The organism is Luteibacter anthropi (assembly GCF_011759365.1).
In the GTDB taxonomy this organism is placed as follows: domain Bacteria; phylum Pseudomonadota; class Gammaproteobacteria; order Xanthomonadales; family Rhodanobacteraceae; genus Luteibacter; species Luteibacter anthropi.
This window is the reverse complement of the sequence record NZ_JAARLZ010000004.1, coordinates 338106-363477: the sequence shown is the minus strand read 5'-3', so window position 1 is coordinate 363477 and position 25372 is coordinate 338106. Positions and strand designations below refer to the sequence as shown.

General features: G+C 65.5%; 21 protein-coding genes and 1 riboswitch. Of the genes, 8 read left to right on the top strand and 13 right to left on the bottom strand.

Translation table 11 applies throughout. From position 1 onward, the window contains the following. Window positions 1-31: 31 nt before the first annotated feature. The gene (locus HBF25_RS09605) at window positions 32-1414 is read left to right on the top strand and encodes an L-serine ammonia-lyase (RefSeq protein ID WP_166947761.1); all 1383 of its coding nucleotides are present in this window, start codon (window positions 32-34) and stop codon (window positions 1412-1414) included. A gap of 137 nt (window positions 1415-1551) precedes the next feature. On the opposite strand, the gene HBF25_RS09600 is transcribed toward HBF25_RS09605, so the two are convergent. Next, window positions 1552-1932 carry a hypothetical protein gene (locus tag HBF25_RS09600; protein WP_166947759.1) on the bottom strand — a complete coding sequence of 127 codons (381 nt, stop codon included), beginning with the start codon at window positions 1930-1932 and terminating at the stop codon, window positions 1552-1554. A gap of 158 nt (window positions 1933-2090) precedes the next feature. Here HBF25_RS09600 and HBF25_RS09595 point away from each other — a divergent pair, with 158 nt between their 5' ends. Continuing rightward, complete coding sequence (locus tag HBF25_RS09595) at window positions 2091-3758, top strand: APC family permease (protein WP_166947757.1); 1668 nt, start codon at window positions 2091-2093, stop codon at window positions 3756-3758. A 138-nt stretch (window positions 3759-3896) separates the two neighbouring features. Here HBF25_RS09595 and HBF25_RS09590 read toward each other — a convergent pair whose 3' ends face one another. The 3 genes from HBF25_RS09590 to metX are packed head-to-tail and all read right to left on the bottom strand — an operon-like array spanning window position 3897 to window position 7195. Continuing rightward, window positions 3897-4964, bottom strand: coding sequence for a homoserine dehydrogenase family protein (locus HBF25_RS09590; RefSeq protein WP_166947755.1), 1068 nt, complete (start codon window positions 4962-4964; stop codon window positions 3897-3899). After that, window positions 4961-6154, bottom strand: coding sequence for a cystathionine gamma-synthase (metB, locus tag HBF25_RS09585; protein WP_166947753.1), 1194 nt, complete (start codon window positions 6152-6154; stop codon window positions 4961-4963). The genes HBF25_RS09590 and metB overlap by 4 nt, the downstream gene beginning before the upstream one ends. A gap of 3 nt (window positions 6155-6157) precedes the next feature. After that, window positions 6158-7195, bottom strand: coding sequence for a homoserine O-succinyltransferase MetX (gene metX, locus HBF25_RS09580; protein ID WP_166947751.1), 1038 nt, complete (start codon window positions 7193-7195; stop codon window positions 6158-6160). A gap of 95 nt (window positions 7196-7290) precedes the next feature. Next, window positions 7291-7405, bottom strand: a riboswitch (SAM riboswitch). Between the two features lie 306 nt (window positions 7406-7711). Here metX and HBF25_RS09575 point away from each other — a divergent pair. Then, window positions 7712-8713, top strand: a complete 1002-nt coding sequence (locus tag HBF25_RS09575; RefSeq protein ID WP_166947749.1) for a cysteine synthase A — start codon at window positions 7712-7714, stop codon at window positions 8711-8713. 131 nt (window positions 8714-8844) lie between these two features. On the opposite strand, the gene HBF25_RS09570 is transcribed toward HBF25_RS09575, so the two are convergent. Genes HBF25_RS09570 through HBF25_RS09555 form a run of 4 tightly spaced genes read right to left on the bottom strand, consistent with a single transcriptional unit; the run spans window position 8845 to window position 12339 of the window. Beyond that, window positions 8845-9432, bottom strand: a complete 588-nt coding sequence (locus tag HBF25_RS09570) for a PqiC family protein (protein WP_166947747.1) — start codon at window positions 9430-9432, stop codon at window positions 8845-8847. Further along, on the bottom strand, window positions 9429-11114 hold the full coding sequence (locus tag HBF25_RS09565; RefSeq protein WP_166947745.1) for a PqiB family protein: 1686 nt from the start codon (window positions 11112-11114) through the stop codon (window positions 9429-9431). Before HBF25_RS09565 ends, HBF25_RS09570 begins: the two co-directional genes overlap by 4 nt. Beyond that, window positions 11111-11731 (bottom strand): paraquat-inducible protein A, encoded by a 621-nt coding sequence (locus tag HBF25_RS09560; protein WP_166947743.1) that lies wholly within the window; start codon window positions 11729-11731, stop codon window positions 11111-11113. Before HBF25_RS09560 ends, HBF25_RS09565 begins: the two co-directional genes overlap by 4 nt. Then, window positions 11728-12339, bottom strand: a complete 612-nt coding sequence (locus HBF25_RS09555; RefSeq protein WP_166947741.1) for a paraquat-inducible protein A — start codon at window positions 12337-12339, stop codon at window positions 11728-11730. The genes HBF25_RS09560 and HBF25_RS09555 overlap by 4 nt, the downstream gene beginning before the upstream one ends. Before the next feature lie 171 nt (window positions 12340-12510). Here HBF25_RS09555 and trxA point away from each other — a divergent pair, with 171 nt between their 5' ends. Next, complete coding sequence (gene trxA, locus HBF25_RS09550; protein WP_250876484.1) at window positions 12511-13380, top strand: thioredoxin; 870 nt, start codon at window positions 12511-12513, stop codon at window positions 13378-13380. Window positions 13381-13585: 205 nt separating this feature from the next. Here trxA and HBF25_RS09545 read toward each other — a convergent pair whose 3' ends face one another. Further along, on the bottom strand, window positions 13586-14029 hold the full coding sequence (locus HBF25_RS09545; RefSeq protein WP_166947739.1) for a DUF4442 domain-containing protein: 444 nt from the start codon (window positions 14027-14029) through the stop codon (window positions 13586-13588). 163 nt (window positions 14030-14192) lie between these two features. Here HBF25_RS09545 and HBF25_RS09540 point away from each other — a divergent pair, with 163 nt between their 5' ends. Together HBF25_RS09540 and HBF25_RS09535 are read left to right on the top strand one after the other, a co-directional pair. Continuing rightward, window positions 14193-16067, top strand: a complete 1875-nt coding sequence (locus tag HBF25_RS09540; protein WP_166947737.1) for a M61 family metallopeptidase — start codon at window positions 14193-14195, stop codon at window positions 16065-16067. Between the two features lie 265 nt (window positions 16068-16332). Beyond that, window positions 16333-17787, top strand: a complete 1455-nt coding sequence (locus tag HBF25_RS09535) for a PhoPQ-activated protein PqaA family protein (protein ID WP_166947735.1) — start codon at window positions 16333-16335, stop codon at window positions 17785-17787. Between the two features lie 8 nt (window positions 17788-17795). Here HBF25_RS09535 and HBF25_RS09530 read toward each other — a convergent pair whose 3' ends face one another. After that, window positions 17796-19199: an ATP-binding protein gene (locus tag HBF25_RS09530; RefSeq protein ID WP_166947733.1), complete on the bottom strand. Its 1404-nt coding sequence runs from the start codon at window positions 19197-19199 to the stop codon at window positions 17796-17798. After that, window positions 19196-19861 (bottom strand): response regulator, encoded by a 666-nt coding sequence (locus tag HBF25_RS09525; protein ID WP_166947731.1) that lies wholly within the window; start codon window positions 19859-19861, stop codon window positions 19196-19198. Before HBF25_RS09525 ends, HBF25_RS09530 begins: the two co-directional genes overlap by 4 nt. A 160-nt stretch (window positions 19862-20021) precedes the next feature. On the opposite strand from HBF25_RS09525, the gene HBF25_RS09520 reads away from it, so the two are divergent. Both HBF25_RS09520 and HBF25_RS22540 read left to right on the top strand, forming a co-directional pair. Beyond that, the gene (locus tag HBF25_RS09520; RefSeq protein WP_341778069.1) at window positions 20022-21629 is read left to right on the top strand and encodes a M14 family metallopeptidase; all 1608 of its coding nucleotides are present in this window, start codon (window positions 20022-20024) and stop codon (window positions 21627-21629) included. Further along, window positions 21602-21811, top strand: coding sequence for a hypothetical protein (locus HBF25_RS22540; RefSeq protein ID WP_341778068.1), 210 nt, complete (start codon window positions 21602-21604; stop codon window positions 21809-21811). The genes HBF25_RS09520 and HBF25_RS22540 overlap by 28 nt, the downstream gene beginning before the upstream one ends. Before the next feature lie 151 nt (window positions 21812-21962). Here the strand turns inward: HBF25_RS22540 and HBF25_RS09515 are convergent, their stop codons facing one another. Together HBF25_RS09515 and HBF25_RS09510 are read right to left on the bottom strand one after the other, a co-directional pair. Beyond that, window positions 21963-23585 (bottom strand): multicopper oxidase family protein, encoded by a 1623-nt coding sequence (locus HBF25_RS09515; RefSeq protein ID WP_243853148.1) that lies wholly within the window; start codon window positions 23583-23585, stop codon window positions 21963-21965. After that, a complete protein-coding gene (locus HBF25_RS09510; protein WP_166947729.1) occupies window positions 23578-25263 on the bottom strand; it encodes a phospholipase C in 1686 nt (561 codons plus the stop codon). Before HBF25_RS09510 ends, HBF25_RS09515 begins: the two co-directional genes overlap by 8 nt. Between the last annotated feature and the right edge of the window lie 109 nt (window positions 25264-25372).

Sequence of the window (25372 nt, the reverse complement as noted above, 5' to 3'; positions counted from 1 at the left end):
TATTCCCCGTAGCCAACGTCCCCTCGCAGCCATGGCAGTCAGCGTTTTCGACCTCTTCAAGATCGGTATCGGTCCTTCCTCGTCGCATACGGTCGGCCCGATGCGCGCCGGCGCTCGGTTCGCCGAGCACTGGCTGGAAGAAAAAGGCGTGCTCGACCGCGTCGCCCGCGTGCGCTGCGAGCTGTTCGGCTCGCTGGCCATGACCGGTCGCGGCCATGGCACCGACAAGGCCGTGCTGCTGGGCTTCGAAGGCGAGTGGCCCGACAAGGTGGACCCGGACACCATCCCGGCCACGCTCGAGCGCATCCGCAGCACAAAGCGCATTCGCGTGCTGGGTCGCCATGAGATCGATTTCGACGAGAAGGCCGACCTGGTCTTCAACAAGCGCCAGAAACTGCCGTACCACACCAACGGCATGCGTTTCTCGGCCTACGATGCCCAGGGCAACGAACTGGCCACGCGCGACTACTACTCGGTCGGCGGCGGCTTCGTGGTGAATCCGGACGAAGCGGCCGAAGACCGCATCGTGGCGGACACCAGCGAGCAGCCGTATCCGTTCTCCACCGGCGATCAGCTGCTGGCGCTGTGCAAGGAGCACAACCTCACCATCGCCCAGCTGATGATGCGTAACGAGAGCATCTGGCGCAGCGAGGAAGAAACCCGCAGCGGCCTGCTGAAAATCTGGAAAGCCATGCAGGACTGCGTCGCCCGCGGGCTGCGCTCGCCCGGCGTGCTGCCCGGCGGTCTCAAGGTGAATCGCCGCGCGCCGGCCATGGCCGCCGAGCTGCGCTCGCAGCCGGAAGCCGCCCTGCGCGATCCGCTCACCATCCTCGACTGGGTCAATCTCTACGCCCTCGCCGTCAACGAGGAAAACGCCGCCGGCGGCAGCGTCGTCACGGCGCCCACGAACGGCGCGGCCGGCATCGTCCCCGCCGTGCTGCACTACTACAAGCACTTCTGCCCGGGCTCTTCGGAGAACGGCGTGATCGAGTTCCTGCTCACGGCGGGCGCCATCGGCATCCTCTACAAGGAAAACGCCTCGATTTCCGGCGCCGAAGTGGGCTGCCAGGGCGAAGTGGGCGTGGCCTGCTCCATGGCCGCTGGTGGCCTGGCCGCCGCGCTGGGCGGCAGCGTCACCCAGGTGGAGAACGCGGCCGAGATCGGCATGGAACACAATCTCGGACTCACCTGCGACCCGATCGGCGGCCTCGTGCAGATCCCCTGCATCGAGCGCAACGCCATGGGCTCGGTGAAGGCGATCAACGCCAGCCGCATGGCGCTCAAGAGCGACGGCAAGCACCACGTATCGCTCGACAAGGTCATCGCCACCATGCGCGACACGGGCCGCGACATGAAGGACAAATACAAGGAAACCTCGCGTGGCGGCCTGGCCGTCAACGTGATCGAGTGCTGAGAACACCAGGCGGCGAGACGGGCATTCCCGCTCGCCGCTTCGGATGAGGTCGCGCGCAAGGCGCGCTCCTACAAGAGCAACCCCTGCAGCGCGAACGCGCCTCGCGCGCGACCGCTCCTCGGCTGCCCCTCTACGAATCACCGCATCGGACAGGCCCGCGGCAGCCGGTCCACCGTCTCGACCCTCACCGGCTCGTCTTGTCCCCACCAATTGGCGACGGCCGTGTAGCAGATTCTCAACTTCCCCTGGCGGGTATCGAACCGCTGCTTGCTCGTATACGCAAAGCACGAAACCGAGGCCAGGTGCCCCAGTTCGCGCATGGTTATGGCGCAGCGCCGCACGGCCTCCACCGGGTCTTCACCCGGGTGCAGCGTGAAGTAGAAACCCTTGGCAGTACGGTCGTACGACTCGGAATCGACCACGCGGCCGTTGTCGCTCCATTGCTCTTCGGCTGCGGCATTGCCGCATACCAGAATGGCAATGAACAACACGCCGCCGACGACCCTCATTGAACGCATCCGAACCCCTTTCGCCCTACCGCGTCGGCCAGTGTATATCGTGCCAGCGTTCGTTTGCGTAGGGGGTGGACGGCTGACAGGCGAGCCCCGGGCTGTCATTATCCGGCCCTTGTGCCGCCCTGGGCCGGGTCTTTCCGGTCCGTCCGACCGGAGTTTCCATGTCCCACCACCATATCCGCCGCGACGTCGGCGCCTTCGCCCTGATGCTGACCGGCCTCGGCTCCATCATCGGCTCGGGCTGGCTGTTCGGCGCCTGGCACGCCGCCCAGCTGGCGGGCCCTGGCGCGATCTACGCCTGGATCATCGGCGCCGTCATCATCCTGTTCATCGCCCTCAGCTACGCCGAACTGGGCGCGATGTTTCCCGAGTCCGGCGGCATGGTGCGCTACGGCCACTACTCCCACGGCTCACTCGTCGGCTTCATCGCCGGCTGGGCCAACTGGATCGCCATCGTCTCCGTGATTCCCGTCGAAGCGGAGGCCTCGGTGCAGTACATGGCCTCATGGCCGTGGGAATGGGCAGCCTGGACGAAGGAGCTCTACGTCGTCACCAACGGCCACGGCGAGCTGACGCCGCCGGGCCTCGCGATCGCCGTGGTGCTGGTGTTCGTGTACTTCTTCCTCAACTTCTGGAGCGTGAAGCTGTTCGCCAAGAGCAACACGGCGATCACCATCTTCAAGCTCGTGGTGCCGGCGGCTACCGCCATCGCACTCATCTCCACCAGCTTCCACCCCGAGAACTTCCACATCGGCGCGCAGGGCGGCACGCACGCGATAGATATCTCGTCGATCCTCACCGCGGTAGCCATCTCGGGCATCGTCTTCAGCTTCAACGGCTTCCAGAGTCCGGTGAACCTCGCCGGCGAAGCGCGCAACCCGGGACGCAGCGTTCCCTTCGCGGTGATTGGCTCGATCCTGCTGGCGGCCGTGGTCTACGTGCTGCTGCAGATCGCCTTCATCGGCTCCGTGCCTCCCGACCAGCTCGGCCAGGGCTGGGCAGGCCTGCAGTACGCCTCGCCGTTCGCACAGCTCGCCACGGCGCTCATGATCAACTGGCTGGCCATCCTGCTGTACGCAGACGCCTTCGTGAGCCCCAGCGGCACCGGTGCCACCTACACCGCCACCACCGCGCGCATGATCTACGCGATGGAGCGCAACGGGCACCTGCCGAAGATCTTCGGCCACATCCACCCGCGCTTCGGCATCCCGCGTCCTGCGATGTGGCTCAACCTCGTGGTGAGCTTCATCTTCCTGTTCTGCTTCCGTGGCTGGGGCACGCTGGCGGCGGTGATCTCGGTCTCCACGATCATCTCCTACCTCACCGGCCCGATCAGCGTCATGACGCTGCGTCGCACGGCCCCGGAACTGAAGCGCCCGCTGCGCATCCCGGGCCTGCCGGTGCTGGCCGCCCTCGCCTTCATCTTCGCCACCGAGCTGCTGTACTGGGCCAAGTGGCCGCTCACCGGCGAGATCATCCTGCTGATGGTCGTGGCGCTGCCGATCTACTTCTACTACACCGCCAAGACAGGTTTCGAAGACTTCGGCCGCCACCTCAAGGGCGCGCTGTGGTTGATCGTCTACCTGCCGGTCATCGCCTTCGTATCGTGGGCAGGCAGCAAGACCTTCGGTGGCCATGACTACATCCCGTATGGCTACGACCTGGCGCTCATCGCCGTGATCGGTGCGGTGTTCTACTTCTGGGGCATCCGCACGGGCTGGCGCACGCCGATGGTGGAGGCCGCGCGCTTCCATCACGACGACGAGCACGGCGGGCCGGATCTTCCGCCCAGTGCGGACGAAGCCGCGAAAGTGACCGGGCATCGTTGAACGAAAAAGCCGCTCTCATGAGCGGCTTTTTTATGGCGTGATTCGTGCCTCCTGTAGGAGCGCGCCTTGCGCGCGACCGGTCATCGCGAAGAGCGGTCGCGCGCAAGGCGCGCTCCTACAGGGGTATCTGGCGCCGTTTCAGATCGAGAGCACGTCGCCCAGCAGGGCCTGGGCCGTGATTTCCGGTCCGGCGCCCGGGCCCTGGATGACCAGTGGCGTGGCGTGATAGCGCGTAGTGGTGAGGGCGAACTGGTTGTCCGTGCCCGACAGGCGCGCGGCCGGATGCGATGCCTCGACTTCCACCAGCCCCACGCGTGCACGACCGCGCTGATTGAGACGGGCCAGATAACGCAGCACACGCCCGTTCGCCTTCGCCTGCTCGTGACGTGCACGCAGCGGTGCATCAAGCTCTTTCGCTCGTGCCAGGAAGGTCTTCGTATCGACTTCACGCAAAGCCTCGGGCACGAGGCTTTCAATCTCCACCTCGTCGCTGCCCAGCGAAAAACCCGCGTTACGCGCAATGATCAACAACTTGCGCGCGACATCCTCGCCCGAAAGGTCGGAACGCGGGTCCGGTTCGGTAAAACCCAGCCGGCGCGCGTCGAGCAGCAGCTCGGAAAACGGCTTTGATCCGTCGTACTGATTGAACAGCCAGGAGAGCGACCCGGAGAACACGCCCTCCAGCGTCAGCAGGCTGTCGCCACAGCGACGCAGGCGGCGCAGCGTGGATAGCACCGGTAGTCCGGCGCCGACCGTAGCGGCATCGCCATAGACGGCGCCACTGGCCGAAGCCGCCTGAAGCGCGCGCCAGCCGGAAAGATGCCCGCCTGCCAGCGCCTTGTTCGCCGTCACGACGTGATAGCCGGCGGCAAGCCATTCGGCATGCCGCCCTGCCTCGGTCGTACAGGCCGTCGCATCGATCACCACCTTGCGCGACGCACCGCTGCGATCCAGCTCCGCCAGCAGCAGGGCGTTGTCCCTGCCTTCGCGATTGGAGGTCAGCCGTTGCGATATCTCGGCCAGCGATACACCCTCCGAGGCCGCATGCTGGCGCTTCGAGTTCGCCGCACCCACCAGACGGATATCCCGCGCCGCGCCACTGGCAAGCAACGTAAGCAATGCCCGGCCTACGACGCCCGTGCCCAGGAGCACGGCGGCGGTATGCGGCTGGGCCGGCACCACGGGAACGGCGACCACCGCGCTCATGCGCCGACTTTCCGTTTCGAACCTGCCGAGGCGACGTCGGCTGCACGATCGAGCGCCTCACCGATATCTTCCAGCAGGTCGTCACCATCCTCGATGCCCACGGAAAGACGCAGAAGACTGTCCGAAATACCGGCGATGCGACGGGCTTCCGGCGTCATGGCCGCATGAGTCATCGTGGCCGGATGCGCGACGAGGCTCTCGACACCACCCAGCGACTCGGCCAGCGAGAAGTAACGAAGGCCATCGATGAACGCTTCGATCGCGTCCGTGCCGCCATTCACCTCGAAACTGAGCATCGCGCCGAAGCCCTTCTGCTGACGCTGCGCAAGCGCATGGCCTGCATGGGAGGCCAGGCCCGGATAGTAGATGCGGCCGACGGCTTCGTGCGAATCGAGCAGGTCGGCGATGCGACGTGCATTCTCTTCGTGTGCGCGCAGTCGCACCGCCAGCGTGCGCACACCGCGCAAGGTAAGGAAGCTGTCGAACGGCGAACCGGTCTGTCCGTTGCAGTTGCCCCACCACTTCAGCTGCTCCGCGACGGCGGGATCGGCAGCAATGACCGCACCACCCACCACATCGCTGTGGCCGTTGATGTACTTGGTGGTGGAATGCAGCACCACGTCGGCACCAAGCGTGAGCGGCTGCTGCAGCGCAGGCGAGAGGAAGGTGTTGTCCACTACGACCAGCGCACCCACCGCATGGGCCGCCTGGGCGACATGACGCACGTCGGTAATGCGCAGCAGAGGATTCGACGGCGTCTCCACCCACACCAGCGCCGGCTTCGCGGCAAGGCCATCGGCCAGCGCCGTCGGATCGGTGAAGTCCACGAAACGCAGCTGGAAGCGACCCTTCTTCGCCCATGCATCAAGCAGGCGCCAGGTGCCGCCATAGCAATCATGCGCCGCGAGAACCAGCGCACCGGCCGGCACGAGTTCCAGCGCCAGCGCCACGGCAGACATGCCCGTGTTGGTCACGACCGCGCCGGCACCTTCTTCCAGTTCGGTCAGTGCTTCTGCCAGCAGGTCGCGAGTGGGATTGCCGCTGCGCGAGTAATCGTAGGTGCGCTTGCGACCGAAGCCTTCAAACGCATAGTTCGTGGACAGATGCAGCGGCGGCACGACCGCGCCATGCTGCGTATCGGATTCAATACCGGCACGAACGGCACGGGTACAAAGACGGGAATCGGTCATGGCTCAACAGTCTCCGCGACAGTCGTTGATGGCGTGACGCAGCACGGGAGCGAGCTGCGCGGTTTCTTTAAGGAAGGCGTCGTGGCCGTAGGGCGAATCCACGACTTCAAGTGTGGCCGTGCCGCCGAGGCGACGCTGCAACTCACACAGGTCGGCCAGCGGCACGAGACGATCAGAGGGAAAGCCGACCAGCGTCGTGGTAACCGAGATGGCTTCCGGCGACACGTCATGCAGGTCGATGGATTCGGACAGCGCGAGGAAGCGCGACGCATCGAAGCGTTCGACAAAACGACGCCCTGCATGCTCCAGGTAATCCTCCACCGGGAAATGAAAGCGACCGTCGCGCAGTTCGGGACCTGCTGCGAAGCGACGCGAGAATTCCTCGCTGCCGCGATAGGTGGTCATGGCGAGCTGGCGGGCCAGGGCAAGGGCTTCGTCAGTGCGCCCCGACTCGATGCCCATGCGAACAATGCTGCGCTGGATCGAACGCTGCGCCGTCGCCAGCGGATGCGGACGATGCGCACCGGCCAGCAGCACCAGCGACTTCAGCTTGTCAGCGTGATTGGCAGCGAATGCCAGCCCGGTCATCGCACCGTAGGACGATCCGACGAAGGCATGCACACGACCGATGCCAAGCTCGTCTACCAGCGCCGCAAGTGCGGCGGCCTGATCTTCACTGGATACCGAGGGCACGTCGCCCAGATCCGACGGCACGAGCCAGTCGATGGAGAGCACGCGGCAATGCGCCAGGTCGATGGCCGCGCCATGCCCCACCAGCTCCTGCCACCACCCCGTGCGACGCTCGCGCCCGGCGCAGACATCTCGGTCGGCCGAGATGCCGCCCTGGATAATCACTGTCGGTGCATGGGGAGCTCCACACCAGAGGTAGCGCACGTCCACGGCCACGGCGTCGCTGCCGTACTTGGGAACGAAGGAGACGCGGCGCGTGCCCCGCTGCTCGGTGAGGTCGGCGGCGCAACGCGGCGCCGCGACGACGGTCGCTTCAGAGAGAGGGATCACGGTGACGGGCTCGGCTGACATGTCATGCGGTTCCTGCGTGAAGGGTCGAGCCCTGCGAGGAACCGGCATACGGACTGTCGGCGCGGCGGGTGCGCGAATGCACGCCCGTAACGGACATCCCATCTATCGGCTGACGTGAACGACACGCCCCGCAGGAGTTGGCACCGTCGCGGAAATCCGCAGGTTGCCCCGGCTTCAAAGGGCCTGTCCCTCAGCCGGTCTCGATGAGTGGAGCCGACGATACGCCTCGATCCATGGGGTGTCAACAGCCGTTTAGACGTCTATACATCTATCACGCATCCAAACAGACACCTGACTCAAGCCATAAAGGGCAACCATGCGCTGTGCGCACCGAAGTCTCAAGGCGATTCCCGGCCATTATTCATATGGACGTCCAAACCGTGAGACCCGTCCATTCACAGGAATCCAACCGGAAGAAATAAGCGCCGCAGGAATCCGCGACCTGCCGGGGCAGCCCCAGCCTCCATGTGAGATGACGGGTTATCGCGGGCGCCCCGGCCCTTTACCATGCCCCCCATGACCACCCACGCCACCTTCTCCGCCGGCATCGGCCACACTCCCCTCGTCCGCCTGCGCCAGGCCTCGGAAGCCACCGGCTGCGAGATCCTCGCCAAGGCCGAGTTCCTCAGCCCCGGCGGCTCGGTCAAGGACCGCACAGCCCTGGGCTTGCTGGATGACGCCGAACGACGTGGCCTGATCCGGCCCGGCGGCAGCATCGTGGAGGGGACGGCGGGCAATACCGGCATCGGCCTGGCCCTGCTGGGCAACAGCCGGGGCTATCGCACGGTCATCGTGATGCCCGACACCCAGAGCCGGGAGAAGATCGATGCCCTGCGGGTCACGGGCGCCGAGGTACGGCTGGTGCCGGCAGTGCCGTTCAAGGACCCGAAGCACTACGTCCACATCGCCCGGGCGCTGGCCGGGGAGCTGAACGCCACCTCCCCCGGCAGCGCGTGGTTCGCCAACCAGTTCGACAACACGGCCAACCGCGACTGGCACGAAGCGCACACGGGGCCTGAGATCTGGGAGCAGACCTCGGGGAACGTGGACGGCTTCGTCTGCGCAGCCGGCACCGGGGGCACCCTGGCGGGGGTCGGACGTGCGCTGAAGGCCCGAAATCCGGCGCTACGGGTGGCCCTGGCCGATCCGGCGGGCTCCGCCCTGGCGCGCTTCATCAACACCGGTGAGCTGGTGGCCGAAGGCTCGTCGATCAGCGAGGGCATCGGCAGCAGCCGGATCACGGCCAACTTCGCCGATGCGCCCGTGGACCGGGCCTGGTCGATCGAGGATACGGAATCGGTGCCCCTGCTTCACGCCTTGCTACGGGACGAGGGCTACTGCGTAGGCGGCTCCAGCGGAGTGAACGTGGCCGGGGCGATCCGCCTGGCGCGGGAGCTGGGGCCGGGGCACACCATCGTGACGGTGCTATGCGATGGCGGGATGCGCTATCAGGCGAAGCTGTTCAATCCTGACTTCCTGCGCGGCAAGGGCATCCCGGTGCCCGACTGGCTGGTGTAGGAGCGCGCCTTGCGCGCGACCGGTGATGCGGGGTGCTGATGCTTTCCGATCCAACCGGTCGCGCGCAAAGCGCGCTCCTACACAGGCACGGCGTCCCGACCGCGACAGACGCGGAGCGACGACCGATGCGATCAGCGGCAGGCCGAAGCCTGCCCGTTGGCCACCGCCCGCACGGCGATGGCGATCTCGTCGGAGAGCTGACCCAGGGCCCGCTGGTGAGCGTCCACCAGGGTGTCGTAGCTGCCACCGGCCGGCTGGACCACCCGGGAGGTGCAGGTGGCGGCCTGATCCTTGCCACGGACCGACCAGGCAGCTTCCAGCGTGGCATCGCCACCCAGCTCGGAGTCGAAGCGGCGCACATCCACCTGTACCCGCACCGTGGGCTCCTTGCCGCGCGGCAGGCCGTGCACGTCGTGGGTACCTAGGCGTGCCGCCAGATCGGCCGACAGGGCGCCACGGATCTCGTCACCCAGCGGCGATGCCCAGCGCTCGCCATCCATCACCGCGATGGTGCTGACACCCTGGCGCAACACCATCGCCGGCTGGTCCACCTGAGGCGGTACGTTGACCGCCTGAACATCGATGTTGAACGGTGCTGCCGTGGTCACGGGCGACACCGAGCGCGGCACCAGCGTGTGGAAATGCGTCGGCGCCGATGAGCACGCCGCGAGGGCGGTGAGCAGGGTGGTGGCGCCGACAAGGCGGAGGATGGTGGTCATGGCTGTTCTTCCTTGCCCTGCTTGGAGGTCGACGGTGCGGTGAGCTTCGGTGCGGGTGCATCGGCACCGCGACCGCGCAGCAAGGCTTCCGGATGACGACCGAGGTAATCGGTGAAGATGCGAACCGAACGGATCGTGCGCTGCAGTTCTTCCATCGTGTTGCCGATGTTCTGCTGCAGCGGGGAGTCCTCCGACAACGCCTGGTTGGCCGTGCCCATCGTGGTATTCACGCCCTGGAGCGTCTTCTTCGCCTCCGGCAGCAGGTCGCTGTTGACCTGCTTGAGCGTGCCGTGAAGCTCCTTCAGGCTGCCGTCGAGGTTCTTGCCGATGGAGTCGAAGGGAATCTTCTGCACCTTGTCGATGATGCTCGACAGCTGCTCCTGCAGGTGATCGAAATCGCCCGGCGTGGTCGGGATCTCCACCGGCTTGGCATTCGGGTCGAGCGTGGCCTTGGGCGCCTTCGGGTCGAAGTCGAGGGCGATGTACAACTGGCCGGTGAGCAGGTTGCCGTTACGCGCCTGCGCACGCAGGCCGTGGGCCACGAGGCCGCTCATGATCTTCGGGAAGGCCTGGTCTTCGTCGCCGCCCACGGCCTTGGCCAGCTTGTCGGCCGCCTGGCCGAGGCGCTGCGGATAGACCACGGCGCCCACGATGACCGGGAAGGTCTGGCTCTTCGGGTCGTAGTCGAGGTTGACGGAGACGACGCGACCGATCTTCATGCCCAGCAGTTCCACCGGGGCATCGACGTTGAGCCCGCGCAGCGAGTGCGCGAAACGCATGCGGATATAACGCGCCTTGCCATCCGGCGGCGCGAGCGCCGTGGTCTGGTCGCCGAACAGGGTGAATTCGTTCATCTCCGGCGCCGGCGTTTCATCATGCTGCGGGCCCGCAGGGCTCTGGAACGCCACGCCGCCTGCAATCACGGTTGCCAGCGACTGCGTGTTCAACTTCAGGCCGTCGGCACCCAGCGACACGTCGACGCCACTGGCATTCCAGAAGCGCGTGTCCTTGGTGACGAAGCGGTCGTTGGGGCCATCGACAAACAGCTGCAGCGACACGCCCTTGCCGTCTTCGTCGAGCTGGTAGGACACGATGCGACCCACCTGGATGCGGCGGTAATAGACGGGCGAGCCGATATCCAGCGAGCCCAGATCGGCGGCATGCAGCGTGAAGCGGCGACCCGGTGCGCCATGCGTTACCGCAGGCGGCGTTTCCAGTCCGGTGAAGTCGTCCTGCTCATCGTCGGAAGCCCCCGCATCGGCACCGATGAAGGCACCCGACAGCAAGGTATCGATACCCGACACGCCGCTGGCACCCACGCGCGGACGCACCACCCAGTAGCGCGTGCCCTTGGTGGCGAAGCCGTGGGCGTCTTTCTCCAGGTCGATCATCACCGAGACGTGCGTGCGGTCTTTCGACAGGCGCATGTTGGTGACCTTGCCGATCACCACGTTCTTGTACTTGACCTGGGTCTTGCCTGCCTCGATGCCTTCGGCCGTGAGGAAGGTGACGGTGATGCGCGGCCCCGCCGACAGGTAATGGCTTACCAGCAGCGAGATGCCGACCGCGGCCGCCACGATGGGCACCAGCCAGATCAGCGAGATGCCGATTTTCGAGCGACGCACTTCCGGCTGGGGCAGCTCGTCCTCGCGCGGCGAGTTTCCTTGATTGGTGTCGCTCATTGCGATTTCCTGTTGTCCCAGATAAGCCGGGGATCGAAGCTCATGGCCGAAAACATCGTCAGGACGACGACCATGCCGAAATACACCACGCCGGGCAGCGGCTCGACGCGGGAAAGCACCTTGAAATGCACCAGGGCGGAGAGAATGGCGACGACGAAGACATCGAGCATCGACCAGTACCCCACCAGCTCCACGAAGCGATAAAGCTTCGCCCGCTGGCGCGAACCCCAGTTGCTGGACCGCTGCACAGACACCAGCAGGTAGCCCAGGATGATGAATTTGAGCATGGGCACCACGATGCTCGCCGTGAAGACGATGATCGCCAGGTCGGGCGAACCGGCCCGCCATAGCTCCACGATGCCGCTCAGGATCGTGTTGTCGTCCTTGCTGAACAGGCTCTGCGTCCGCATGATCGGAAACAGGTTGGCCGGCAGGTAGAAGATGGCCGCGGCGATCAGCAGCGCCCAGGCCCGCCCCAGGCTGCCGCGCTTGCGGATGTGCAGGGCGTTGCCGCAACGCGGGCAGCAGGCATGCGGGTCTTCCGAATACGTGGTAACCAGCCGGCACACATGGCAGCTCATCATGCCCAGCTCACGGGCCCTCGGCAGCGCGCTCATCGGGCGTCCTCGCGGGTGATATCCCACAGGTTGCGCGGATCGTGGCTCGCGAACACCGTGATCAGGATGGTGAGAAAGCCGAAGGCCCAGATGCCAGCACCGGGAATCACGTCGAAATAGGTGTGGGCCTTTACCACCGCCACCAGCACGCCCAGCATGAAGACCTCGATCATGCTCCAGGGCTTCAGCCTCACCAGCGCCGACATGGCCTCGCGGAATCCGGGCGCGCGGCGCCCCTGACGGGCGAACCACAGCACCCAGCCGAACAGCAGGATCTGCGACAGCGGAAAGAAGAACAGGGTCAGCGCCGTCAGCACCGCCACGACCTGGGCATCGTCCTGCCACATGGCGATGACGGCACCCCATAGCGTGGTATCGGCCAGCATGCCGGAAAGGCCCAGGGTGACGATGGGCGACACGTTGGCGATGACGAACACGATGAGCGCGGAGAGGATGAGCGCCAGCTGCCCGTCGACGCCAAGCCATTGATGCCGTTCGAGGACGGCGCCGCAGACGCTGCAACGGGCCACCTCACCCCGGGCAAGGTGTCGCCGCTGATACACGGTATCGCAGTGTTCGCAGACGATGAGGGAGGGGGCCTTGTCCATGCGTTCCAGTGGCGCGAGGCCGCACTGGCCCGGTGGCGTATGATCGCAAATCCGCGTAAACGGCGCATGACGAAGCCGCCGACCGGGTCGCTGATGGGCTGTCAGGGCCTTGATATGCTTGCGGGCTTACCCGATTTTCCGCACATAGCCATCGTACCCAGGAGTTTTCCCGTGAGCAGCGCCCCGAGCACCAGCGAACACATCTTCGACGCGACCACGGCAGGGTTCGAGAGCGAGGTCGTCCAGGCGTCGATGCAAACCCCGGTCCTGGTCGACCTGTGGGCCGAGTGGTGCGGCCCCTGCAAATCGCTGGGCCCCATCCTCGAAAAGCTCGCCATCGAGTTCAACGGCGCGTTCCGCCTTGCCAAGATCGACGTCGATGCCGAGCAGCAGCTCGCCGCCATGTTCGGCGTCCGCAGCATCCCCACGGTCATCCTCATCAAGGATGGCCAGATGGCCGACGGCTTCGCCGGTGCGCAGCCGGAGGGGCAGATCCGTGAGTTCCTCGCCCGTAATGGGATCGTGGCCGGCGAAGCCGGTACGGAAGAAGAGGCCCCGGCCGCCGTTGAAACCCCGGAAGACGCAATCAACCGCATCCAGCAGGACATCGCGGCCGAGCCTGAGCGCGCCGAACTCAAGCTCGATCTTGCCTTGGCGCTGATGCGCGCCGGCCGCGTGGAGCCGGCCCAGGCCGAACTCGACGCCCTGCCCGCCAACCTCGCCACCGATGCCCGCGCCGTCCGCCTGCGCAGCCAGCTCGAACTGGCCCGTGCCCTCGCCGGCGCCCCGTCACTGGCCGAGCTGCGCCAGCGCATCGAGACGAACGGCGACGACTGGGAAGCCCGTGACCTGCTCGGCGTGCGCCTGCTCATCGAAGGCGAGGAAGCCGCCGGTCTCGACCAGTTCCTCGATGTCCTGAAGCGCCAGCGCGACTGGAACGAAGGCCAGGCAAAGAAGCGCCTGCTCGCCGCCTTCGCCACGCTGGACAATGCGGAACTGGTAGGCACCTACCGCCGCAAGATGGCCTCGCTGGTGTTCTGAGCCTCGGGTGTCGCTGCGTGCGACACCCTCCCCTTCGTCGTTCCTGCGTACGCAGGAACCCAGCGCGATGCAACCGGTTGTCGCGACAGCATCACCTGCGTAAAGGCCGATGCGACACCATCGCATCATGCGTAAACCGGGGGGCTGGGTTCCTGTTTTCACAGGAACGACGTGGGGTATACGGGTGGGGGAATCGCCTCCTCGTTCAGCGCTTCTTGCGCCTCACATACAACTGCTTGTGTACCGTCGCCACCAGCTCGCCCGAGGCGGTGCGGATGTCCGTATCAAACCAGCGCAGATACTTCTCTCCACCCGCCGTCGCCGCGCGGATTTCATCCAGCAAGGCGTCGTCCACATGGAACTCCGCGTAGACATCCTCTCGCCCTGGCGCCACGAAACGGATCTCCCCCGCCTGGTCCCACACGATGTAATCGTTGCCCAGGCTCTTCAGCACCATGATCATCCAGAACGGATCGGTCATCGAAAACAGATTGCCGCCGAACTGCGTGCGCACGTAGTTCCGGTTGTACCAGGCCAGCTTCAGACGCACCAGCGCATGCCGGTAATCGTCGAGCTTCACCACGCGTATGCCGGTGAAGAAAAACGGAGGCCACGCATTGAGGAAGCGGCGCAGGGTGGGTGCTTTCATGGAAGTCACGACGTGTAGCGGAAACCGGCCACCATGCTAGCCATGCCCTCCACGGCCGCGTAGTCCCCCGTTTCAAACGTGGTCGGCCCGTGACCTCTGGCACAGGCTGGCTGAACGATCGTTCATGAAGATCGGGATTCCCTCTTTTGCCGGAATCCGAGCCATGCGCTTCCCGCTCCGCCGTGCCCTACTCGCGTCTTCCCTGGCCATGGCGCTCGCCGCTCCGGCATTTGCCCAGGACATTCCGGCACCCGTCGACCAGCCCTACCCCGGCAACCTGAAGCTCAATGTCGACCTGAGCGATGCACAGCGCCACATCTTCCATGTGCGCGAGAGCATGCCCGTCACCCAGGGTGCGCTGACGATCTACTACCCGCAGTGGATTCCCGGCGTGCATGGCCCTGCGGGTCCGCTCGCCAACGTGGCCGGCCTGATTGCCACCGGCAACGGCCAGCGCATCCCGTGGCGTCGCGACCTGAAGGACATGTACGCCTTCCATCTCGACATCCCGGCCGGCGTCGGCACGTTGGATCTCCAGTTCGAGTACCTTGCCCCGGCCACGCCGAACTACGTACCGCTGTCGTTCAACGAAGTGGCGTTCTACCCGGCAGGCCACTACGTAAGCCAGATCACCGTCGAACCGACCGTGAAGCTGCCGTCGGGCTGGAAGTTCGCCAGTGCCCTGGAAACCACGGGCCAGAGTGGCGACACCGTCAGCTTCAAGCCGGTGAGCTTCGAGAACCTGGTCGACTCGCCTCTGATGACGGGCAAGTATTTCACCCGCGTCGATCTGGCACCGGGACAGAAAATTCCCGTGCACCTGGATATCACGGGCGATTCGGCCACCGGCGTGAAGCCCACCGACAAGCAGGTGGAGCTCCAGCGTGCGCTTGTCGTGCAGGCCAACAAGCTGTTCGGCGCCCACCATTACGATCACTACGATTTCCTGCTGGTCACCTCCGACCACACGGGCCACTTCGGTCTGGAGCACCACCAGTCCAGCGACGATCGCCTGCCCGCCAATTTCCTTACCGACGCAGACGTGAACGTCGCCGCCGGCTCGCTGCTGCCACACGAATACATCCATTCGTGGAACGGCAAGTTCCGCCGCCCGGCCGACCTGTGGACGCCGACCTTCGCCGAGCCGATGCAGGACGACCTGCTATGGGTGTACGAAGGCCTCACCGATTACTGGTCGGGCGTGCTCACCGCGCGCTCGGGCATCTGGACACCGGACCAGTGGCGCGATTCGCTCGCCGGTATCGCTGCCGACATGACCGCCCGCACGGGTCGCTCGTGGCGCTCGCTGCAGGACACCGCCGATGGCATCCCGCTGTCGTCGCGCGGTTCCAGCCCCGGTTGGACGAACTACCGCCGCAGCTCCGACTACTACCCCGAAGGCCAGATGCTCTGGCTCGACGTCGATACGAAGATCCGCGAACTCTCCGGTGGCAAGCACACGCTGGATGAATTCGCGCGTGCATTCCATGGTGTGGACAACGGCAGCTACGTGCCGAAGACCTATACCTTCGACGATGTGGTGAACACACTCAACAGCGTGCAACCGTACGACTGGAAGAGCTTCCTGCGTCAGCGCCTGGACGACCACGGCAATGCGCTTCCGGAGCACGGCATCGAAGGCGGTGGCTGGAAGCTGGTCTACGACGACAAGCCGTCGGCCTTCGCCAAGACGTCGGAGAAGACCCGTGGCAACATCAATCTCAGCTATTCGCTGGGCATTTCGGTGAGTGCCAAGGGTGAAGTGCGCGACGCGCAATGGGAGGGCCTGGCAGCCAGGGCCGGCCTCGTGCCCGGCGTGACCATCGTGGCCGTCAACGGCAAGGACTTCTCGGGCCAGGGCCTCAAGGACGCCATCACCGAGGCCAAGGGCACCACGGCGCCCATCGACTTCCTGATCAAGGATGTGGACGACTACCGCCACGTCACGGTGAACTACCACGACGGCCTGAAGTACCCGCACCTCGTGCGCGGCGATGGCAAGGACCTGATCGGCGCCATCGCCACCCCGCTGAAATAACCCTCCACACGCCACATCACGCCCTGTAGGAGCGCGCCTCGCGCGCGACCGGAGATACCGTTACCCCCGGTCGCGCGCAAGGCGCGCTCCTACATGAATCCGGTGACACTCGGCCGAAGGTATTGACGACGGGCAGCGTGAAATAAGCCCGGAGTTTATTACGATTCTACGATTGCTTTGGATCATTCCTGCGATTTACTACTAAGTTGTGACAGTGAATCGCAAGTTATCCTGCCGCTCCACGCCAGCCCCGGAGCGACAAAGCATGCTTAGCCAGAAGGCCCAACGCACGACACCGTTGCAACGCGCCATCATCGCCGCCCTGCTGGGTCTCGTGGCGGTCGGTGCCGCCGCCCGCGACGTGCCGAAAGGTGCGTGGCCCGCCTATCGCGACCGCCTGCATGCCACGCCCGTGCAGTACACAGCGCAAGGCTGCGAGCCGATCACCGGAGGCCGTCGCTGCCAGTACGACCTTGTATCGCAGACCTGGCCGGAAAACGATCCGGCCGCCACCGCATGGCATCACCGGGTGACGATCTACCAGCCCGACGGCGATGCCTCGGGCACGCCGCTGCTCGTCATCAACAACGGCACGCTGCAAGGCAATGGCAAGGACCCGGCACGTCCGCCATCCGACATGGACGATGCGCTGCTGAGCGAGGTGGCCACCACCACCCACCGCGCCGTGGTGTCCGTGGGCGATGCGCCCAACCAGTACCTGACCCTGGCCGGTGACGTACCGCGCAAGGAAGACGACCTCGTTGCCGCCACCTGGGTACGCAGCATGCGTACGACGGAATCCACCCTGCCGCTGCATGTGCCGATGGCTGCCGCCGCGACACGCGCGATGGACCTGGCCACCAGCGAACTCAAGCTGCCTGCCAACACCCGCTTCATCGTGACCGGCTCGTCCAAGCGCGCCTGGGCCGCGTGGCTCACCACCGTCGGCGACGATCGCATCGCGGCAATCGTGCCCTACGTGATCGCCATGCATATCCAGCCACTGATCGAGCACATCCAGAAGGTCTACGGCGGCGACTATCCCATCGCCCTGCTGCCTTACCAGAAACAGGGCATCGGTCCCGACGTGTACCGCAGCCCGGCCTTCGCCTGGCTGATGCACATCGAAGACCCCTACACCTATCTCGATGGTCCGTCGCGCAGGCGCCTCGCCGTACCGAAATACCTGGTCAACGCCAGCGGCGACGATTTCTTCCCACCGGATGCCACCGACTTGTACGTGGATGACCTGCCGGGCAGCACGACGCTGCGCGTGGCACCGAACAGCGACCATGGCGGCATCCGCAACGCCGTGCACGACACCTTGCTGCCTTTCCTGGTGCGCTGGGATAAGCATGTGCCGCTGCCGCGCGTGAACACCACCACGGTGCACCGCGATGGCAAGGCGGTACTGTCCATTGCATTGAGCGAGACGCCGGTGTCGGCCACCGTGTGGCATGCGGTGAACCCGGCCTCTCGCGACTTCCGCTACGCCTGCGGCATCCGTTACCAGTCCACGCCGCTGGACGCGGGCAAACGCGAGCTTGAAGTGACAGAAGAAACACCGGATACCGGCTGGGGCGCCACCTTCGTGGAGTTCCGCTTTGCGGACGGATTCATCGCCACCACGCCGGTGTCGATCCTGCCGGAAGGCAGCTACCCCACCACACCGCCCGCGAATGGCCCGGGCGCCTGTCTCGTGATTCCGCCCACGCCCTGAGCGAAGCGTCAGGCCACGGAGGCACGGGGAATGCGCACGACCACGCGCAGCCCCGTGCCTTCATCGCGATCGAGCAATTCGATGGTGGCGCCGTGCAGTTCGGCAGCGCGCTGCACGATGGACAGGCCCAGGCCATAGCCTTCGCCCTGGGTATCGAGGCCACGCTGGAATCGCGTAAACATGCCTGCGCGACGTTCGGCTGGAATGCCCGGGCCGTCGTCTACCACCTCGATCACGGCGAAGCCCGCGTCATCGCCGCGAATGGAAAGTCCGACGTGGCCGCCTCGCGGCACATGCCGGAAGGCATTTTCCAGCAGGTTGCGCAGCAACGCGGCCAGGGCGACAGCGTAACCCTCCAGCCACACGTGTTCAGGCAGCTCGACCAGTTCCAGCTCGACACCGCCCGCACCGATCGCGGTAGCCAGCTCTTCGATGACATCCAGCGCCAGCTCGACGAGATCGACGCGCCCGCGCGGTCCCGATGCGGCACCGACTTCCAGTCGCGCCAACGCAAGCAATTGCTCCGTGCGTCGCGCCAGCGATACCAGGCATTCCCGTGCCGCTTCCAGTGCCAGCTGCGCCTCGTCGGGGCGCGCGGAGACCATGGCGCTTTCCAGATTGATCATCGTGGATGCCAGCGGCGTGCGTAGTTCGTGGGCCACGTCGGCGCTGAAGCGTCGTTCGCGCTCCAGCGCGCTTTCGAGCCGTCCAATCTGGTCGTTCAATGCCACCAGTACGGGTTTCAACTCGGTCGGCGCATCGGGCAGATGAATCGGCTCGCGGCTTCCCGGCTCGCGCCGCGCCAACGCCTCGGCCAGCGCGCCGAGTGGCCGCAGGCCCCTGTGAATCGCCCACCCCACCAGCACCGCGAGCAGCGGCAGCCCCAGGAGGGTGGGCAGGCCATGCTCGATCCACAGTGCATGGGTGATCTCGTGGCGGCTGTCGTAGCGCTCGCCGGCCCGGATCGTGATGCCCTTGTTCTCCATGATCAGCGTGAAGATGCGCCACTGGTAGCGACCGCTGCTCACGTCCTCGAATCGACCATCGGGGGCATGCGTACGAGGCACGCCGGAGAGGTTTTCCGTCGCCAGCAGCAGGCTGCCATCGCGATCGAAGACCTGGAAGCCCACTTCCGATTCGAAGGTGCGGCCCTGGATGGTCAGCTCCTGCGGATGGTTCGAATAGCTGGGCACCAGTGCCGGCGTGGCGCGCTGGTTGCGCAACTGCTCCACGCCGATCCGCCCCACCAGCACTTCCAGCGTACGCGCCGCCTGTGCGAGGCGACCGTCGGACAGTTCGTCCACTTCTTCCAGCGTGCGCATGGCACTCAGGATGCCCAGCGGAAGCAATACGGCCGCCAGCACCAGCACGATGAGCGCCAGCAGGCGGGTGCGCAGGCTGATCGCCCTCACTTCGGCTCCCGCGGCACCATGTAGCCGAAGCCACGCACGGTCTGGATGGCATCGTGGCTGAGCTTGCGACGCAACGAGTGCACCAGCACTTCCAGTGCGCTCGTGCTCATGGCGCTGTCGGGCCCGTACAGGGAATTCTCCAGCACCTCACGGCGCACGATACGCCCGGCACGCTCCATGAGCGCCTGCAACAGGGAGAACTCGCGGCGTGTCAGGTCCACCTTGTTGCCGTGCCACAGCACTTCGAACGTACCCAGGTCCAGGCACAGGGCGCCGGCTTCCAGCCGGTTCACGGCGGCACCGCGAACGCGTCGGGCAAGCGAGCGGATACGCGCCGCCAGTTCGTCGAGGTGGAAAGGCTTCACCAGGTAATCGTCGGCACCGGCATCGAGGGCCAGGATGCGGGCATCGAGCTGGTCACGCGCGGACATCACGATCACCGGCGTGGTGACCCGCTGGCGGCGCGCCTCGGTGAGCACGTCGAAGCCGTCCTTGCCGGGCAGTCCGAGGTCCAGCAGCACCAGGTCGGCGTCGTGGTCGCGCAGGGCAGCCAGGGCCTCGTTGCCGTCGCGGAACCAGCTGATCGTATAGGCCAGCCGCTCCAGGGCGCGGCGGATGGCATCGCCAAGCTGGGCGTCGTCTTCGACGAGGATGATGTGCAAGGGCGTCCTACCTGTGCGTTCGGGACGCGGAATTATCGGTGGGGCCAGCTTAGCGTCTGCTTAGGGATGCGCCAATGCGCGGGCCGCAACCAACTGATGCCCTATGCGCGCCCCCTGCCAGACGTCACACAATGGGCCGGTTTCCCTGCCGGATATCCCCATGACCGTGACGCTGCCTTCCCGCCTCCTGCTGGCCCTGCTCTGCGCAGCGCCCTTTGCCGCGCCCGCCAGGGATGCCTGGACCACGCCAGCGGAGACGGCCGGCTTCCGCACCACGCCGTCCTATGCGGATACGCTGGCCTGGCTGCATCGCCTGGCGGACGCCGCGCCCGGCACGCTCCGTGTGGAAACCTTCGGCACCACGCCCGAGGGACGCCCCATGACGGTGGTGGTCGCGGCAAGGGACGGTGATCTGACGCCCGGGCAGGCGCGCGCGGCCGGCAAGCCCATCGTCCTGCTCCAGGCCGGTATCCATCCCGGCGAAATCGAAGGCAAGGACGCGGGGCTGATGCTGTTGCGCGACATCGCCGTCACCGGCCGACTGCCACACCTGCTCGACCACGCGGTGCTTGTCTTCATTCCCGTCTACAGCGTGGATGGTCACGAGAATTCCGGCCCGTATTTCCGCATCAACCAGAACGGCCCGGAGGAAATGGGCTTTCGCGGCCAGTCGCAGTACCTCAACCTCAACCGGGATTACGTGAAGGCGGATGCGCCTGAAACGCGCGCATGGCTGAAACTGTGGAACACCTGGCGCCCCGACCTGCTCATCGATATCCACACCACCGATGGCGCCGACTACCAGTACGACCTCACCTGGTACACCGAGGACGCGCACAAGCTGCCGCCGTCGATAGCCGCGTGGCAGCAGGATGCCATCGCGAAGGATGCCGTCGCGCGCTACGAGAAGCTGGGACATCTCGCTTCGCCGTATCTCGAATTCCGCGACGGGCGCGACATCACCAAGGGTATTGCCAACTTTGGCTCCGGGCCGCGCTTTTCCACCGGGTACGCCGCCATCCGCAACCGCGCAGGCCTGCTCGTCGAAACGCATATGCTGAAGCCGTATGCGGTGCGTGTGCGTGCCACCTATGACATCGTGCGCAGCGTGCTGGAGCGGGTGGATAGTGATCCGGCCGCCCTGCTTCGGGCGTCGAAGGACGCCGACACATGGGCAGCATCGCTCGCGTCGAAGCCGGATGCATCGCTGCCGGTGACCTTCAAGGAAGATCCGACGCCCTCGCCGTTCACGCTCAAAGGCTTCGCGTTCACGCAGACCGCCAGCGATATTTCGGGCGACACCTGGGTGCAGTACAACCCGGCGGTGAATAAGAACTACGCCATCCAGAGCTGGCTGGGGCTGCTGCCGGATGGGTCCGCACCGGTTCCGGCGGCCTGGGCCATTCCCCCGCAGTGGACCCAGCTCATCGATCGACTCGATGCCCATGGCATTGCCTATACACGCATCGCCCGGGCGACGAAGGTCAGCGTGACACACGACCAGCTGACCCAGCCGGCATGGGCCGAGAAGCCGTTCGAAGGTCATCATCTGTTGAAGGATGTGAACATCGTACCGGCCCGGGAAGATGTCGAACTGCCGGCAGGCACGGTCATCGTGCGCGCCAATGATGCCGATGCCGTGCTCGCGTTGAATCTTCTCGATGCCCGCGCGCCGGATTCCCTGCTTCGCTGGGGTATCTGGATGCGATCTTCGAGCCAAAGGAATATGGAGAGCCTCGCGTGGTCGAGGCGCTGGCGAGGAAGATGATCGCGGAGAATCCGGCAATCAAGGCCGAGTTCGACGCAAAGGTGAAGAGCGACGCCACCTTCGCCGCCAGCCCGCGCGCACGCCTGGCATTCTTCTTCGAACGCAGCGCCTGGTACACAGCGCAAAAGGTAGGCGACTACCCCGTCCTGCGCCTCGACACCGAAGCCCTCACCCACCTGTAGGAGCGCGCCTCGCGCGCGACAAGCGCCCGGCCAGAACGGTCGCGAGCAAGGCTCGCTCCTACAAAAACACCTCACCGCCCTGTAGGAGCGCGCCTCGCGCGCGACAAGCGCCCAGCCAGAGCGGTCACGCGTAAGGCACCTACCCGCACGTTCAGGCGAAGACTTCAAAGGGTCGCATCATCTCGTTGGCCTCGTGCTCGGCGAGATGGCAATGCCAGGCATAACGCCCCGCATACCCATCGAACGTCGCCACGATACGCGTCACCATCCCCGGATACGCCTGCACCACATCCTTCCACCCACGCTCATGCGGCGGTGGCTCCTGTGCCGGCCCGACATAGCGGATCGTCTTCTTCTCCATGTACTCGTCGACGTCATACGGACGCCGGTCGAGTATCTGGAAACGCACCAGATGCAGGTGGATCGGATGCGTGTCCTCGGTGAGGTTCACCAGGTTCCACATCTCGGTACTACCCAGCTTTACCCGCTCCGTCACCGGCTCGTGCCAGCGCTTGCCGTTGAGCAGCATCAGCATCGGCGTCGCGACACAATCGCTGTATTCATCCAGCGTCAGCTCACGCGTCTTCGCGGCGCTAGCCTCGGTGAACCGCACCACATCCCGTAGCACCGCCGGCACGCGGCTATCGTCCTTCACTTCGCCCTTGCCCACGGCAAAGCGCATCAGCGGCAACGCGTCGTTCATCAACTCAAGATCGGCGCCTCGCGCAGACGCAAACTCCACGACGAGATCCGCCCGCTCACCCGGCGCAAGGAACAACGACTTCACCGTCGCCGGCGAAGCCAGCAACCCCTGATCGGAGCCAATCACCTGGAACGGCCGGCCGTCGCGAAACCGCAGGTGATAGAACCGCCCGTTCGCCGCATTGAGCACGCGCAGGCGATAGCGACGCGGCTGCACGTCAGCACGCGGCAGGATGGCGCCATTGACCAGCGTCAGGTTGCCGAACACCTCCGGCACCCAGGGTGCCTTCGGATCACCCGAATCCGGGTAATAAAGCCGGCCATCCGCATGCAGCCAGCGATCCGCCAGCACCAGCGGCAGCTCGAATTCCCCCGAGGGCAGACCCAGCGACAATTCGTGCTCGTCACGAAGCAGATACAACCCCATCAGCCCCGCATACATGTTGAGCCGGTTGATGCCCATCGCGTGGTCGTGGTACCAGAGCGTGGCCGCTTCCTGCCCATTCGGGTAATGGTGACGCCGCGACTTGCCCGGCACGTACCAGTCTTCGGGATAACCGTCATCCTTGTGCGGCACCTTTGCGCCATGCAGATGCACGATCGCCCGCACCTCGGGCTTGTCGGCCTCCGCACCGCAGATGGCGTGGTCCACCGGCAGGAAATGCTTCGTCGGCAGGTCGTTGTCCCAGACCACATCGAACGGCACGCCCGCATGCGCTTCGATGGTGGGCCCTGGGAAATGCCCCCCATACGTCCACAACGTCGTAGGCGGCAGGTCGCGATGCAGTTTCTGCGTACCCTGCCCCATGCGAACCTGCAACACCTGTCCCTTGCCGGGGCGCAACACGGGCGGCAACGGCAGCACATCGACAAACGGCGCAAGCTTCGCAGGATCGACAAGGCCCGGCATATGCGTGGTATCGCCCATCGCATGCATGCACAGGCCGTTACCGACCTGTCCTGCCGGCATCGTCTTCATCGCCTTCATGTCATGCGCGAACAGCCGCGGCGGGATCCATCCCGCCGCGGCCGCCCAGCCTGCCGCCGTCAGGAAACGACGGCGATCAACCATGCCCACCGTTCCCGAAGGGCCAGTGCGGCCAGTTCGGACGCTTCGGCTGCCCCGTGGATTCGTCGAGGATCAGCTTGCGATCGAACAGGCGCGGCAGGAAGAAATCAAACATGTTGCCGAGGCTGCCCGCCTGTGCATCCGCCGAACCGCCACCGATACGCTTGCCGCCCAGCCAGTTGTCTTCGATGAAACGGGTGATCGAGCTCTGGTCGGTGAGCGTGTGATCGACCATGTTCTCCCGAGCCCATGGCGAAACCACCAGCAGCGGCAGGCGCGGACCGAAGCCGCAGCGACCCTGCGCCGGCGTCTTGCCATCCAGGCCCGGCAGCGTTGCGCGGCCGTTGCAGACACCTGCGCCATTGAGCGCATCGGTGTTGCCCACCGAAGCATTCACATGCGGCGGCTCCTGGTGGTCGTACCAGCCGTCGGAATCGTCATACGCGATCACCACGGCCGTGTCTTTCCACTGGCCGCTCTGCTGCAACGCATTGATCACGTGCACCACGAAGGCCTGTTCGTCCAGCGGGTCCGAATAGCCCGCGTGGCCGTCCTGGTAAGCGGGTGCCTTGAGGAAGCTCACGGCCGGCAGGCTGCCGCCGTCGATGGCATCGTAGAAGTCCTCGATGTCGTACTGATGGTTGGCCTGGTCGGTCTTGCCGATCATCGCCACCGAGGTCGGACGCGCATGCGTCGGATTGGCCGTGGACGGGTAGTACTGGAACGGCTGGTGGTGCGGGCTGTAATCGTTGGAGGTGGTCTTGGTCACCGCCGACAGCGTGCGCCGCGTGCAGCCCGTGCTGCCGTCCGCATTGCTGCGTGTCAGGTCGAAACCACCCTGGAACCAGCCCCAGGTGATGTTCTGGTCGTTGAGCAGGTCACCCACGTTGTGGCCACCCATGGTGACCTGGTTCGCGGTGGGCGACGAGCAGACGTCACCGATGGGATCGGGATCGCCGATCATGGTGAGGCCGCCATGACCATCGTCGGTTTCGGCACCCGTGCCGTTGAGCGTATCGACCACGCCCGCGGTCTGTCCGGAGATCAGGTTGATCGCACCCGGCGTGGACGGACCGAAGACGGTGCCGTAGCTGTTGTCGTTGAGGGCGTAGTTCTGCGCGTAGTTCCAGAACGCCGTGACGGTGTTGCCGTCGTAGTAGCCCATCACCTGGCCCTTGCCCTCCTGCGAGGGATCGCCGCCGGGCAGGTCTTCGCCATGGCCGGTGTATTTCGGGAACAGGTCCATCCTGCCGCCGTCGAACGCGCGCTGTTCCGAGGTATAGCCGTGGTCCTGGTCCGCCGTGGCGGCCTGTGCGCGGGCCAGGCGGAACGGATTGATGGCACCGTCGCCGTTGTCGCTGTTGAGCGCGTTGGGGTTCTTCGTCAGCAGGCGACCGTCGAAACCGTTGACCGGCGGAGTGAACGGGCGCGCATAGAACGCCGGTTCGCCCTTCGGGTTGGCAGCGTACGGATACGTGCCGAAGTAGTGATCGAAGGAGACGTTCTCCTGGAAGATCACCACCAGGTGGCGGATCGGGGTGGCGGTGTGGGGGCCGCGGTCGTGGCCGGGCCAGAAGCCCAGGGCACTGGCCGATTCGGCCGGGGCGAGTTGCTGCGCCGCAATGGACGCGGCAGACAGGGTGAGCACGCAGGCGATACCTGCGGCCAGTAGCTTGCGCATGACATGGCTCCTCGGAACGTGGTCGACCGAATGGCTTGCCCGCATCCCCTGTCATGCGGTGGGGGCGAGGCTAGGCCTGCGTTATGACAGGTGCAGGACAAAACACGCG

Bases quoted from the DNA above. Each gene is read 5' to 3' on its own strand.
- HBF25_RS09595 (WP_166947757.1), top strand. From the start codon at position 2,091: ATGTCCCACCACCATATCCGCCGCGACGTCGGCGCCTTCGCCCTGATG.
- HBF25_RS09540 (WP_166947737.1), top strand. From the start codon at position 14,193: ATGCGCTTCCCGCTCCGCCGTGCCCTACTCGCGTCTTCCCTGGCCATG.
- HBF25_RS09565 (WP_166947745.1), bottom strand. From the start codon at position 11,114: ATGAGCGACACCAATCAAGGAAACTCGCCGCGCGAGGACGAGCTGCCC.
- HBF25_RS09590 (WP_166947755.1), bottom strand. From the start codon at position 4,964: ATGAGCGCGGTGGTCGCCGTTCCCGTGGTGCCGGCCCAGCCGCATACC.
- HBF25_RS09510 (WP_166947729.1), bottom strand. From the start codon at position 25,263: ATGCGCAAGCTACTGGCCGCAGGTATCGCCTGCGTGCTCACCCTGTCT.
- HBF25_RS09515 (WP_243853148.1), bottom strand. From the start codon at position 23,585: ATGGTTGATCGCCGTCGTTTCCTGACGGCGGCAGGCTGGGCGGCCGCG.
- HBF25_RS09570 (WP_166947747.1), bottom strand. From the start codon at position 9,432: ATGACCACCATCCTCCGCCTTGTCGGCGCCACCACCCTGCTCACCGCC.
- HBF25_RS09535 (WP_166947735.1), top strand. From the start codon at position 16,333: ATGCTTAGCCAGAAGGCCCAACGCACGACACCGTTGCAACGCGCCATC.
- HBF25_RS09555 (WP_166947741.1), bottom strand. From the start codon at position 12,339: ATGGACAAGGCCCCCTCCCTCATCGTCTGCGAACACTGCGATACCGTG.
- HBF25_RS09575 (WP_166947749.1), top strand. From the start codon at position 7,712: ATGACCACCCACGCCACCTTCTCCGCCGGCATCGGCCACACTCCCCTC.
- HBF25_RS09520 (WP_341778069.1), top strand. From the start codon at position 20,022: ATGACCGTGACGCTGCCTTCCCGCCTCCTGCTGGCCCTGCTCTGCGCA.
- metX (WP_166947751.1), bottom strand. From the start codon at position 7,195: ATGTCAGCCGAGCCCGTCACCGTGATCCCTCTCTCTGAAGCGACCGTC.
- HBF25_RS09600 (WP_166947759.1), bottom strand. From the start codon at position 1,932: ATGCGTTCAATGAGGGTCGTCGGCGGCGTGTTGTTCATTGCCATTCTG.
- HBF25_RS09560 (WP_166947743.1), bottom strand. From the start codon at position 11,731: ATGAGCGCGCTGCCGAGGGCCCGTGAGCTGGGCATGATGAGCTGCCAT.
- HBF25_RS09605 (WP_166947761.1), top strand. From the start codon at position 32: ATGGCAGTCAGCGTTTTCGACCTCTTCAAGATCGGTATCGGTCCTTCC.
- HBF25_RS09545 (WP_166947739.1), bottom strand. From the start codon at position 14,029: ATGAAAGCACCCACCCTGCGCCGCTTCCTCAATGCGTGGCCTCCGTTT.
- metB (WP_166947753.1), bottom strand. From the start codon at position 6,154: ATGACCGATTCCCGTCTTTGTACCCGTGCCGTTCGTGCCGGTATTGAA.